The organism is Pseudomonas sp. FeN3W (assembly GCA_030263805.2).
Taxonomy (GTDB): domain Bacteria; phylum Pseudomonadota; class Gammaproteobacteria; order Pseudomonadales; family Pseudomonadaceae; genus Stutzerimonas; species Stutzerimonas stutzeri_G.
Map to the genome: position 1 here is coordinate 224,649 of CP136010.1, position 12,586 is coordinate 237,234.

Consider the following 12,586-nt stretch of genomic DNA (forward strand, 5'->3'; position numbering starts at 1 on the left):
ACTCCTGATCGCAACCGAGGAAATCGTTCATGAAGAAGCTCGCCGAAAAGATCAAACAGATCGCTTCCGGAAAAAAAACCGATGTAGTCGCCACGCCAGTCGAACACCCTAACTTCTGGATGTATCAGTGAAGCAATAAAAACCCGCCAATAGGCGTAAATGCTGTTCACTTAAGCATTTGAGCCCCAGCGGGGCTTCCCCGAAATCCGATGCCAGGCTTCTGGCATCGGATTTTTTATGTCTCTCCAACAGCAACTGCTCGACTTGGGTGAACTGTTCAACTTCGCCGATCTGAGCACCTTCACTCAGAACATTCCAATCGAGTGGGTCGCGTCCGCGCTGGACCTCTCCGCCCAGGCCTCCATCCGGCGGCGACTGCCCGGCGATCAGGTGCTCTGGCTGGTGCTTGGCATGGTTTTGTTTCGCTACGAGCCAGTCCATGAAGTAGCGCGGCGCCTGAACATCTGCGCTCAGGGCCTGGCTTCTCACGACTTGCTGGCCAGAAGCGGTATACGGAGGCGCGCAAACGACTGGGCCGATCCGGTGGAGTGGCTGTTCCGCCAAACGGGTAGCCAGTGGGGTCGCGAGCGCTACGACGGCGATACCTGGCAGGGTCTGCACGTATTGGCTATCGATGGTGCCCTGCTGCGCATCCCGGATACTCCCGAACTTCGAGAGCATTTCGGCTCTGGCAATACACCCAATGATCGCCAAACGCCTTACCCCATGCTGCGACTGGTAGCGCTGATGAACGTGCGCTCGCACCTGATTCTGGATGCTCAGCTGAGTCCGCGCCAAAGCCGTCGCCCAGCTGTATCAGGCGCGCTGGGAAATCGAGCTGGGCTTCCGGGATATCAAGAGTTCTCTGCAACAGAATGCGATGACCCTGCGGAGCAAGGCCAAGGAGTTGATTTACCAGGAGGTCTGGGGGCTATTGCTGGCCTACAACATCATCCGCCGTGAAGCCGGTCAGGCGGCAGTCGCCCTTGGCCATGCGACATCTGCTTCAAGCCCGTGGCCCAATACATCGCTGTGCAATTGATCGTGATGGCTGCGACCAACCCGATTTCAGCAACAGGAAGGCGGTTGTCGGAGTTGAGGGCGGGAATCGGCGGACTGTTCCTGGACCACCGTCCGAGGCCATCAAGGCCAAGGACGGTGAAGATTTCCAAGACCCGCTACCCAGTGGATCGGAAGGCTGCTCCGCTTAAGTGAACAGCATTTACGCCAATAGGCGGGCTTTTCATTTGCCGGTATCCGACGGGGCTGGAATCAACCCTGACGACGGCGGAACAGCGGACGCTCATCGTCGGCTGCGGCCTGGTAGGTCACCGAAAAGTCCTTCAAGCCTTCCAGCGCGTCGACCGGGTCCCGATCGGCACGAATGGCGAATGCATCGAAGCCGCAGCGACGCATGTAGAACAGTTGGTCCCGCAGTACGTCGCCGATGGCGCGGATCTCGCCCTTGTAGCCGTAGCGCTCGCGCAAAAGACGGGCGCTGGAGTAGTGGCGGCCGTCGGTGAAGCTCGGGAAATTCAGCGCGATGACCTGGAAGTGCGCCAGGTCGTCCGCGATGTCCTCGACCTGCTCGTTGGCATCGAGCCAGACTCCGAGGCCGCCGTCGCGGGCTTTCAGCGCATGGGCGTGGTCCAGCCAGAGATGCAGCGGCACGATCAGGTCGTCACTGTTGCACAGGTCGTCGAGCGTCTGCTCCTTGGGCAGCAGGTGCCAGGTTTCATCGACCAGCTGATCGTTCTTAATGATTCGCTGCATAGACGCGCTCCTTGAAGGGATCAATGCCGATGCGGCGGAAAGTGTCGATGAACTGTTCATCTTCAGTACGCTGCTCCACGTAAACGCTGATGATCTTTTCGATTACATCTGGCATCGAGTCCTGAGCGAAGGATGGGCCGAGGATCTGGCCGAGGCTCGCGTCACGGCTGGAACTGCCGCCCAATGAAACCTGGTAGAACTCTGCACCTTTCTTGTCCACGCCCAGAATGCCGATATGGCCGACATGGTGGTGACCGCAGGCGTTCATGCACCCTGAGATGTTCAGGTCGATGTTGCCCAGGTCGAACAGGTAATCGAGGTTATCGAAGCGACGCTGGATGGATTCGGCGATCGGGATCGACTTGGCGTTGGCCAGCGAGCAGAAGTCGCCGCCGGGGCAGCAGATGATGTCGGTCAACAGACCGATGTTCGGTGTGGCCAGACCCAGCTCGCGCAGCTCGTGCCAGAGTTCGAACAGCTTGGCCTGCTCGACGTCGGCCAGGATCATGTTCTGCTCGTGGGAGTTGCGCACCTCGCCGAAACTGTAGCGATCGGCCAGATCGGCGATGGCGTCGAGCTGCTTGTCGGTGACGTCGCCGGGTGCCACGCCAGTGCTCTTCAGCGAGAGGGTGACTGCCGCATAGCCGGGCTTCTTGTGTGCGACCACGTTGCGTTGGCGCCAGCGGGCAAAGCCGGGATGCTCGGCATCGAGCTGGGCGAGGGCGGCGCCCTGGTCTTCCAGCACCTTGTATGCCGGGTCGACGAAGAACTTGCTGACACGCTGAACTTCAGCCTCGGTCAGCGTCGTCGGGCCGTCCTTCAGGTGCGCCCACTCGGCCTCGACGCGTTCGGCGAACACTTCTGGCGTGAGTGCCTTGACCAGGATCTTGATGCGGGCCTTGAACTTGTTGTCACGACGGCCATAGCGGTTGTAGACCCGCAGAATGGCGTCGAGATAGCTCAACAGGTGCTGCCAAGGCAGGAATTCGTTGATGAAGCTGCCGACGATGGGGGTGCGGCCCAGGCCGCCACCGACCGAAACGCGGAAGCCCAGCTCTCCGGTCTCGTTCTTCACAGCTTCCAGGCCGATATCGTGCACTTCAATCGCCGCGCGGTCGCTGACCGCGCCGTTGACGGCGATCTTGAACTTGCGCGGCAGGAAGGCGAATTCGGGGTGGAAAGTCGACCACTGGCGAATGATCTCGCACCACGGGCGTGGGTCGATCAGCTCGTCCTTGGCGACACCGGCGAACTGGTCGGTGGTGGTGTTGCGGATGCAGTTGCCGCTGGTCTGGATGGCGTGCATCTGCACGGTGGCCAGCTCGGCAAGAATCTCCGGCACGTCTTCCAGCTCGGGCCAGTTGAACTGCACGTTGGTCCGGGTGCTGATGTGTGCGTAGCCCTTGTCGTAATGACGTGCGATCTCGGCCAGCTTGCGCACCTGGGTGGAGGACAGCAGCCCGTAAGGCACGGCTACGCGCAGCATCGGCGCGTAGCGCTGGATGTACAGGCCATTCTGCAGACGCAGCGGGCGGAATTCTTCATCAGCGAGTTCGCCAGCCAGGAAGCGGCGGGTCTGGTCGCGGAACTGTCGGACCCGATCCTCGATGATGTGTTGGTCGTACTGATCGTAAACGTACATAAATGTCCTGTTTTCAGGCTGTCTACAGCATTCGCGCGCACGGCCGCGCACCCATTCAGGGAGGGCGGCACGATACCAGCTAGTGGTTATGCGCAAAAGTGATGTTTGGGAATATGTTTAGAACTAAACCAAGCGAAATGGACTTATAACCTACTGCCCTTGAGCAACGCACAACCGTGGTCTTAACTGCCTGAAAGAAGCTGTCGATATCATCGAACCCGCTAGAGGAGAACTTCCATGAGAAACGAACAGCGCGACAGTGTAGTGGACGCCGCGGCGATCTTCAGTCTGATCATGCTTGCGGTGGGCACCGCGATCTTCTGGGTCAGCCACCAGTAGTAAGGGCTCAGCCCCCAACCAGATAGAGCACCAGTTTCACCAATCCCAGAATCACCAGCACGAACAGAACGGTGAAACCCACGCCGAGAATGATGAAGTGGCTGGGTTTTCCATGGCTGAAATCCCGGGCTCTGTTCTTGCCGCTCTGTACGCCCAGCGCCGCAGCCAGGACGCTGCTCAGCATTTCGCGAAGCGTCAGGGTCTTTTCCTGATCGTCTTTCATCGGTTCTGACATGGCTGCCTCGGATCGCGGTTTCTCCGAGTCTAGCTGAGCGATCCATTCTCGCCGCATCGTTGCGGCGGGATCCGTCTACAGACTCTCTTTGAGCCAGTCCCAAAGCCCCAGCGAGAATCCCGGGAAAAGATTGATTCCCAGCGCTGACTTGAGCAGATACAGGATCACCAGCCCCAACAGCGCAGAGAACAGAAGGAACAGGGTTGCCAACGCAGCCTTGGCCATCAGCGAGAGATTTTGCTGGGGGCGCGTCAGGTTACGTTTGTTGCGCCCGGCGACGATTGCGAAGTAATAGCGGTCGCGCCACACCTTCACCGTACCGCGCAGATCGACGCGGTGTTTGACCCATGACCGCGCGCCGAACACCCCGCGCAATGCATTGAGCTGCTCTTCGCTGAAGGAGTCACGCAAATGCTCGGGTAGGCGCTGTTTCAAACCACGGATGAATGGGTCCTGGTCAACCGCCGCATCCGAGTAGGGTTTAGGGTAGGGCGTATGTTCTTCGTCTGCTTTGGGTGAGTTCATTGCGGGGGTCGCTCCGGAAAGCGCGTCAGAGCGCGGCGAGAGTAGTGTGCAATTGACTGAAGTTCGGGCGGCCTTCTGGCTGCTCGGACATGCACTGGTCCTGTAGCTCGAACAGAATGTGTCGGCGCGAGTCGTTTTCGAGGTCTGGGCAGCGTTGCAGCAACTCTTCCAGCAGGCAACCGAAAGCGCGCGTTTCGATGCGTTTCAGCGCTTGGCCAGTGGCACTGTCGGGCTCGAAGAACGAGGCAGCGCCGAAATCGCTGAGCAGGCATTCGCCCTTCGGGTCGACCAGCAGATTATGGGCGTACAGGTCGCCATGGAGGATGCCGCGCTCATGTAGGTGAGCGACTGCCGAGGCGGTGCCGCGGGCAATGCGTAGCGCCTGTTCCACGGTGAAGGTTCGAGCCTCGGCGTAGCAATCGCGCGTACAGCTGGCCAGCGAGGGCGGGCCAGCCAATGGCTGATACGCAGGTTCGACCAGATCCATCAGCAGCCCCGGTGTTTGCCCCGGCTGATCAGCCAGCGGCCCGGCAACATCGATCAGGTTTGCATGGGCGCCAGCGGATACGCAGGCGGCCATCTCACTGTGGGGCAGGCCGTCGCTGGTGACATGGCCCTTGAACAGCTTAGCGGCCATTTGCTTGGGCGACTGTCCGCTCGGCTGCCACGCGGCACGGTAGATGATGCCCGACGCCCCCTGGCCCAGTTGCTCGTGCAGGACGACCTGTTCGCGCGGGATCGCCGGTAGCGCATGGCGAGCGAGGCTCATCGCTTCGTTGGTATCGCTGAACGGGTTGCCGGCAGCGGCCAGCCAGCTGAGGCGTGGCAGTGTCAGCAACCAGGCGGGCAGCGCTGGCAGGTGGTTGGCGGCGATGCGCAGCAATTCGAGATTGACGCAATTGGCCAGCGTATCCGGCAGCGAAGACAGCTGGTTGCCTGCCAGCATCAGCTTTTGCAGGCGCCGGCAGTTGCCGATCTCATCAGGCAACGCCTGCAACTGATTGTCGGTGAGGATCAGCCAGCGCAACGCCGGCGGCAACGCGGTGGCGGGCAGATGGCGGATCTGGTTGGCCTTGAAGCCGATCATCTCCAGCTGCTCGCAGTCGCCAAGGCAACCCGGCACCTCGATGAAGAGGTTGTCCGAGCAGAACAGAATGCGCAGCTTGTGCAGACGGGACAGGTCGGACGGCAGGCTGTTGAGTCGGTTGCCGGAGAGATTCAGTACTTCCAGCGTATCGGCGAGAGCGAAGATCGCCTCCGGAAAGCTCTTCAGGTCGGCCGAGAGATCGAGACGGCGGATTCCAGCCAGCTCGCCACGTTCCAGTTGTTCCAATGTGTGCATGCGGATTCGCGCTTTCCTTGCTGTATGAGGCCGGGCGGGCCGTCGATCGTATTGCGCTGGGACAGTGACCGGGGCTTGCGGGTTCAGGCGCCGCGATCAACACGTCGCTTGCGATCGAGCACCTGTTCGGCCCGCGCACGGAGCTGGCCGCACCCGCCGTCGATGTCCTGGCCGGCCGAGTTGCGTACCTTGGTCAACACGCCGCGGCTGTGCAGGTAACGCACGATCTGCACGATGCGTTCGCCATCGGGCCGCTGATATTCGTCGTCTTCCAGGCTGTTGTAGGGGATCAGGTTCATCACCGCATACTTGCCCTTGAGCAGCCGCAGGATGCCATCCATCTCATCCTTGTTGTCGTTGATGCCCTTGAGCAGTGTCCACTGGTACTGGATCGGGAATCCGGCCGCGCGGGCGTAGGCCTCGCCGAGCTCGATCAGTTCGTCGGGTGCGATCTGCGGCGCCCGCGGCAGCAGCGCCTGACGCAACGTCGCATCGGTGCTGTGCAGGGACAGGGCCAGCGCCGGCTTGACCCGCTGCTGCGGCAGACGCTCGAACACGCGCATATCGCCGACGCTGGAGAACACCAGATTCTTGTGGCCGATACCGCCGTCCGTGCCGAGCAGATCGATGGCCTCGAGCACATTGTCGAGATTGTGGGCGGGCTCGCCCATGCCCATGAACACCACCTTCTTCACCGGGCGGAAGCGCCGGGCGAGGGCGACCTGGGCGACGATCTCGGCACTGCCCAGCTGACGCAGCAGTCCGCTCTTGCCGGTCATGCAGAACACGCAGCCCACCGCGCAGCCGACCTGGCTGGACACGCACAGTCCGTCGCGCGGAAGCAACACGCTTTCCACCATTTGCCCGTCGGCCAGTTCCACCAGCAAGCGCGCCGAACCGTCGGCCGCTGGATGTTCGGAACGCAGCCGCGCCAGTCCGTCGATTTCGGCGCTCAGCGCCGGCAGCCCTGCGCGCACGCTCAGCGGCAGGAAGTCCTCAGCCTGTTGCTGGCGCCGGCCGACATCGAGCGGCAGGCCCTTGAGCCAGGCGCGGGTCATTCGCCCGATATGACGGGGCTTGGCGCCGATGTCGGCGAGGCGTTGCTGGAAGTCTGGGATTCGCATAGGGCGCGCATTCTATCCGGGGTCACGCGGTGAAGCGACGGCAGAACGGCACGATGCCGGCCAACAGGACGGCGAGCAGTGCAAAGGCCATGCCCAGCGAGCTGAAATGGGCGACTACGCCCATCATGGCCGGACCCGCGAGGACTCCGGCGAAACCGATGGTGGTCGCCACGGTGACGGCCAGTTGCACCGGCATGCCGTCCTGCCGGCTCAAGGACGAAATCAGCACCGGCGAGACGTTGGCGCAGCCCAGCCCGCACAATCCGTAACCGATCAGCGCCACGGCCCAGTGCTGGGCGGCCAGACTCAGGCCGATGCCGAACGCAGCGAGCAGACCACCAAAGGCGATGACGCGGGCCGTGCCGAGTGCATTCACCAGCGGGCCGCCAGCGAAGCGCGCAATGGTCACCATGAGGGCGAAGGCTGCGTAACCCAGGCCGCCCTTGGCCACTTCGAGGCCTTTCTCGCCGGTCAGGTAAAGCGCGCTCCAGTCCAGCACGGCGCCTTCGGCCAGATAGACGACAAAGCACATCAGGCCCACCAGCAGCACCACGCCTGTGGGCCGTACGAACGCGAAGCCGCCGCCCGGCGCACGATTCGGCAGAAAGCCGCGGGCCAGAACGAGATTCGCCGCAACGATCAGCCCGATCATCAGAAAGCTGCCGATCTCCGGCGCCAGGCCGAGGGTCAGCAGACCGGTGAGCATCAGTGCACCGCTGATGGCGCCAAGGCTGTACATGCCGTGGAAGTTCGACATCAGTCGGCGGCCGACCGCAGTCTCTACCAACACCGCCTGGATATTCATGATCACGTCGATGACGCCCAGACTGCCGCCAAAGCAGAACAGTGCCAGGGCCAGCAACAGCATCGAGTCGGTCAGGGCCATGCCGGCCAGAGACAACGCCAACAGCACGACGCTGCACAGCTGCACTGGACGGATGCCCCAGCGGCTCACCAGCACGCCGGACAGCGGCATCCAGGTCAGCGAGCCGATGCCGATGCAGAGCAGCAAAAGACCGAACACTGCATCGGTCATCTCGATGCGTTCGCGCACATAAGGCACCAGTGGCGCCCAGACGGACAGGCCGAAGCCGGCCATGAAGAAACCGCAACGGGTTGCGTTGCGCACGATAGGGGCGTCGATCTGAACGGTGTTGCGGACCGCAAGCATGGGCGGCATTCCTCGATGAATCGGGTTGGCGATGGGTTGAGTGCGCGGCGAGCCGCGTTTCACCACAGGGCCAGCAATCCGGTATCGAAGAGAAACAGCAGTCGGCTTCCCGCGGGCAGGCTTGAAGAGCAGGGGAGTGACGTGCTGAGCATGGAAGGAGGGCAGCTGTTGGATAGGTACACAGAGGATACACAACCCGGGCTACGGAACAACTCGAGCGCATGCCGGTACCATGGTGCGCCTCCCGCGTGGGGCACAACCGGCCCGATTCGACGGGTGCGCATGCTATTGTTGGCCGCTTTGCCGCCATGTGCGCTGCCGGAGCAGTCGATGAAGTTCATACACCAGCGCGAGCACCTCAACGAGGACGATATCGTCGTCATCGAATGCTCGCAGACCTGCAACATCCGCCTGATGAACGATGCCAATTTCCGCAGTTTCAAGAACGGCGGTCGGCACACTTACCATGGTGGGGCGTTCGATAAGTTCCCGGCGAAAATCGTCGTGCCGAGCACTGGCTTCTGGAACATCACCATCGATACGGTCACCCGCCGCCCGATCAGCGTGACGCGCAAACCGAACCTCAGTCACTCGATCAGGGTCATTCGACGGTCCCCCTCGCATCTGTAATTGCCCCATGGGCTGCGAGGCAATTCACAGGGAGCGATTTTTTGAACCGCAGTCAGCATCCGCACGCCATCAACAGCAGTCTGGACAAACACACGCCGGAGACGCGCATGAGCGATAGCCGTGGCGGAACTACCCGCGCGCATCTGGGCATGCTGTTCTGGGCACTTTTTGTCGGGTTGTCCTTTCCCGCGGTGGGTTTGCTCAGTGACGGGTTGCCGCCACTGTTGCTGACCGCCATGCGCTTCGGCATCGCGGCATTGGTCCTGGCGCCGCTGGCCTGGAGCCAGAGCGAGGGGCGACCGCATTGGCGCACGCTACTGCTGTACGCCGCCATGGGGCTATGCCTGGCAGGCTTTTTCGGCACCATGTTTTGGGCGGCTCATCGGGTCAGTGCATTGTCGATGGCGACGCTGTTCGTCAGCGTGCCGCTGCTGGCTTACTGCCTGGGCCGTGGCCTCGGCGTCGAGCAGCCTGCCGGGCGTCTGCTGGCTATCCTGGCGCTTGGCGCGAGCGGGGCGCTTGGACTGGCATGGGCCGAGAACGGCGGCGATTTCTCCAGCATGCAGCTTGGCCTGGGCGAGCTGGGGTTTTTCTTCGGCTGCGTCGCTTCGGCGTTGTACCCGGTGCTCAGCAAATGGGGACTGGCGAACGGCACTTTGCCGCGGCAGGCGGGTTTGCGCACCTTCTGGAGCCTCATCGCCGGCGCGTTGCTGATAGGCCTGATGGGCTTGATCTGGGAAACGCCGGTCACGCTGCTGCGCATGAATCTGCTGGATCTGCTGCTGGTGACCTACCTCGGCGTGTTCTCCAGCGCCATGACCTTCTTCCTGCAGCAGCGAGCGACGTCCGTTCTCACGCCTGGTGCGGTCACGGCCTACAGCTATCTGGTGCCCTTCGTCTCGATGTTGCTGCTGTTCTTCGATCAGCCAGCACGCATGGGCGTGCACTGGTTGCCCGGTAGCCTGTTGGTCGTGCTCGCCATTGGCCTGTTGCTACGTCGCGACCGCCAGCCATAGGGCTTGCAGCCTGTCATTCGCCTAGCAGTGCGCGGGTATGTGCGATCGCCTGCCGCTCGCGTTCGGTCCAGCTGCCGCCAACCTCGACGAAGGGCTGGTCCCGCTGCACCAGCCAGCTGCGGCATGCCTGAAAGAAGTCCATCCGTTCGCTGAGATCAGGCTGACAGCGCTGGCCGTCGGCATGCCACTCGATACCCCCGGGCGAGAGCAACAGGTGCTGGTGGTAATCCCGCGCCAGCAGCTCGTCCTCGAGCCAGACGGGGCAGTCGCCAAAGAGCGTGCGACTCCAGAGCATGTTGCTCAGCAGATGGGTGTCGAGAATCAACAGGTGCGGCGCGCGAGCGCGCTCTGCATCCTCCCAGGCCAACTGACCGCGGGCGATGGTCGGGATGTCGACAAGCGTCGTGTCGCGTTGCGTCTGTTCGATGTAATGGCGAACGTATTCGCCCACCATCGCTCCGCCAAACGCACTCAGCAGCCGCCCAGCGAGCCAGCTTTTGCCGGTGGACTCCGGCCCGGTTAGCACCAGCACCTTCATCGCGTCGCCACCAGCGCCGTGCGCCACTCTCGCAGCCCCATGACCGCGAGCCCGGTGAACAGCGCGTAGAGGCCGGCCGTCAGCCAGTAGCCTTGATAGCTGAAGAAACCGATGAACAGCACATCCACGACGACCCACAAAATCCAGCACTGCAGTCGCTTGAGCGCCATCCACAGCTGTGCGAGCAGGCTGAATGCGGTGAGGGTGGCGTCGATCCAGGGAAATGCAGCCTCGGTGAAGCTCGCCATGGCGCTGCCGAGCAGCAGGCTGACAAGCACCGCGCAGGCGATGCCGATAGCTACCTCGCGCGGGCTGCCTCGGGTTACGGGCCTACCGTGTTCGCCTGTGGCACCTTGCGTCCAGGCCCACCAGCCGTAGAGCTGCATCGCGGCGAAAACGCTATGCAGCAGCACCTGTGAATACAGCTGGGCCTGGAAGAAAAACCAGGCATACAGCGACACCATGCCCAGCCCGATCGGCCAGCACCACGGGTTCTGACGTACCGTCAGCCATACGGCGATCACGCCGAGTAGCGAGGCGATCAGTTCGAGTGCAGACATGGCGTAAGACCAGCTTTGCGAAAGAGGGCGCGATCATAGCGGACGTCGCCGCCTAGGACTGCACGTGTTGCGCCGCTTGATGATTGAACGCCTCCTGTATCCACTGGTCATGGTTGAAGCAAGGGCGCAGCGGGAGGCTCGCCGAAGTTGAACCAAGCCCCCGAGGAGAGGAGATGCTCCTGAGTGACCCTGGCAATGGCCGGTAGTCGCGGCGGCTTGCGGATATCGGACGGCTTATGAGTGATGCCGGAGCGCGGCACGGCAAGAATCGCAATATTCAATTTCTACGTGGGCTGGCAATCATGATGGTGCTGCTGGCCCATGCCTCGGTGATGCTGGTCGGCACGCAGGCGCAGTGGTGGGACGGCTTGCTAAAGCATTTCCTGCCTGGTGTCGGGGTCGATCTGTTCTTTCTTATTTCCGGCTACCTGATGGGCGCGACCTTTCTGCGCAAGCAGCAGGGCTTCGAAGCCGAGTCGGTGTATGCCTTCTACAAGAAACGCATTCGCCGCGTGCTACTGCCGACCTGGTTCTGGGCGGCTGTGGTACTGCTATTCAGCCTCATCGAGCCACCGCGTGGTGCGCCGGGCTACTCGCTGGATACGCTGCTCGGTGTGACGGTGAGCGCCGCGTTCTTCCTCGCCAATGTCTTCAACGGACTGCACGAGACGGATTTCGGCTATTTCTGGTCGATCGCTCTGGAGGTGCAATTCTACCTGCTGTTCCCGCTGCTGCTCTTGCTGCGCCGGGCGTTCTGGCCTGCGGTGATCGGTATCGTGCTCTGGTTCAGCTTCGCCAATCCTTTCGCGCCCGAGTGGCTGTTTCGGGCGAACGGCCTGTTCATGGGGCTGCTGCTATGGAAGCTGTCGTCGCTGGATCAGTTTCGTGTCGTCGAGCGCGACATCGAGGCGATGACCGCTACCAGCAAAGTGCTGCTGATCGGTCTGGCGGTGGTTTCGGCGAGCATTCTGGCTATCGCCCTGGAACCGCTTGCCTCGTTCCGCTGGGCGGCGGCGACACTGGTGCTGGCCGTTCCATTCATGCTGGCGGTCTGTTCCAGCGAGGCGATTTTCGGCGCCGTGTCGCGTCCGTTGGAGGCAGTCGGGCAGCTGTCGTTCTCGCTGTACCTGTGCCATATCCCGGTCTGGCTGCTGTGCATGATTTGGCTCGACGAGCAGCCGCTACTGCCGCGCGTGATGGTTTGCGTGACGATGTCGCTGATCGTCGCAGGCCTGAGCTATCGCTATATCGAACGGCCGTTGATGGCGGGCGGGAAGCCAGCGGCAGCCACCGGAGAAGGGACGACTGTGGGTCCAATAGCCGCCGTCCGCGCAGGGCGAGGCGGCTAGATAGGCGTTACTCGTCCTCGCCGCCGATGGCGTTGAGGCACTGCAGGCGATGCGGGCCTTCCAGCAGCCAGCTTTCGCCATCTGGCTGAAGTTGGGCCTCCATGATCTGGTTATAGCTGAACTGCCATTGGCGACGCGTGCGGCCGTCGACCAGATCGATGGTCAGCAGGATGTCTTCACTGGCGAATGGCTGATTGGCTTCGGCCGCGGCGTCGGCATCGTCGAGCAGCGCCTCGTTCAGCGCGAACTGCCAGGCATGCAGGTCGTCGATGATCAGCATGTCGGCGGTTTCGAGTTCGTCGATCAGCAGCGGTGTTTCGGATGACATGGTGCAAGCTCCAT

General features: G+C 62.1%; 13 protein-coding genes and 1 pseudogene. 4 read left to right on the top strand and 10 right to left on the bottom strand.

Annotated features, from left to right (window positions below; translation table 11 throughout):
* The first annotated feature begins 237 nt into the window (after positions 1 to 237).
* A pseudogene (locus tag P5704_001005) lies at positions 238 to 1,215 on the top strand (transposase domain-containing protein).
* Between the two features lie 57 nt (positions 1,216 to 1,272).
* Here the strand turns inward: P5704_001005 and P5704_001010 are convergent.
* From P5704_001010 to P5704_001040, 7 genes are all read right to left on the bottom strand, one after another.
* Positions 1,273 to 1,773 (bottom strand): DUF934 domain-containing protein, encoded by a 501-nt coding sequence (locus P5704_001010; protein WOF79116.1) that lies wholly within the window; start codon positions 1,771 to 1,773, stop codon positions 1,273 to 1,275.
* Positions 1,757 to 3,415: a nitrite/sulfite reductase gene (locus P5704_001015; GenBank protein ID WOF79117.1), complete on the bottom strand. Its 1,659-nt coding sequence runs from the start codon at positions 3,413 to 3,415 to the stop codon at positions 1,757 to 1,759. The genes P5704_001010 and P5704_001015 overlap by 17 nt, the downstream gene beginning before the upstream one ends.
* Positions 3,416 to 3,761: 346 nt before the next feature.
* Positions 3,762 to 3,977, bottom strand: coding sequence for a DUF2970 domain-containing protein (locus P5704_001020; protein ID WOF81143.1), 216 nt, complete (start codon positions 3,975 to 3,977; stop codon positions 3,762 to 3,764).
* Positions 3,978 to 4,064: 87 nt separating this feature from the next.
* Positions 4,065 to 4,514 (bottom strand): 3-phosphoshikimate 1-carboxyvinyltransferase, encoded by a 450-nt coding sequence (locus P5704_001025; GenBank protein ID WOF79118.1) that lies wholly within the window; start codon positions 4,512 to 4,514, stop codon positions 4,065 to 4,067.
* Between the two features lie 25 nt (positions 4,515 to 4,539).
* A complete protein-coding gene (locus tag P5704_001030) occupies positions 4,540 to 5,856 on the bottom strand; it encodes a leucine-rich repeat-containing protein kinase family protein (GenBank protein ID WOF79119.1) in 1,317 nt (438 codons plus the stop codon).
* Between the two features lie 83 nt (positions 5,857 to 5,939).
* Positions 5,940 to 6,980: an RNA methyltransferase gene (locus P5704_001035; protein ID WOF79120.1), complete on the bottom strand. Its 1,041-nt coding sequence runs from the start codon at positions 6,978 to 6,980 to the stop codon at positions 5,940 to 5,942.
* 22 nt (positions 6,981 to 7,002) lie between these two features.
* Complete coding sequence (locus P5704_001040; GenBank protein ID WOF79121.1) at positions 7,003 to 8,151, bottom strand: MFS transporter; 1,149 nt, start codon at positions 8,149 to 8,151, stop codon at positions 7,003 to 7,005.
* Between the two features lie 330 nt (positions 8,152 to 8,481).
* On the opposite strand from P5704_001040, the gene P5704_001045 reads away from it, so the two are divergent.
* Together P5704_001045 and P5704_001050 are read left to right on the top strand one after the other, a co-directional pair.
* A complete protein-coding gene (locus P5704_001045; protein WOF79122.1) occupies positions 8,482 to 8,781 on the top strand; it encodes a DUF1883 domain-containing protein in 300 nt (99 codons plus the stop codon).
* 107 nt (positions 8,782 to 8,888) lie between these two features.
* Entirely contained in the window at positions 8,889 to 9,797 is a 909-nt protein-coding gene (locus tag P5704_001050) for a DMT family transporter (protein WOF79123.1), read from the top strand.
* Positions 9,798 to 9,810: 13 nt separating this feature from the next.
* Here the strand turns inward: P5704_001050 and P5704_001055 are convergent, their stop codons facing one another.
* Together P5704_001055 and pnuC are read right to left on the bottom strand one after the other, a co-directional pair.
* Entirely contained in the window at positions 9,811 to 10,335 is a 525-nt protein-coding gene (locus P5704_001055) for an AAA family ATPase (protein WOF79124.1), read from the bottom strand.
* Positions 10,332 to 10,895, bottom strand: coding sequence for a nicotinamide riboside transporter PnuC (gene pnuC / locus P5704_001060; GenBank protein WOF79125.1), 564 nt, complete (start codon positions 10,893 to 10,895; stop codon positions 10,332 to 10,334). The genes P5704_001055 and pnuC overlap by 4 nt, the downstream gene beginning before the upstream one ends.
* Before the next feature lie 236 nt (positions 10,896 to 11,131).
* On the opposite strand from pnuC, the gene P5704_001065 reads away from it, so the two are divergent.
* A complete protein-coding gene (locus P5704_001065) occupies positions 11,132 to 12,244 on the top strand; it encodes an acyltransferase (GenBank protein ID WOF79126.1) in 1,113 nt (370 codons plus the stop codon).
* Positions 12,245 to 12,251: 7 nt separating this feature from the next.
* On the opposite strand, the gene P5704_001070 is transcribed toward P5704_001065, so the two are convergent.
* A complete protein-coding gene (locus P5704_001070) occupies positions 12,252 to 12,572 on the bottom strand; it encodes a DUF5629 family protein (protein WOF79127.1) in 321 nt (106 codons plus the stop codon).
* Between the last annotated feature and the right edge of the window lie 14 nt (positions 12,573 to 12,586).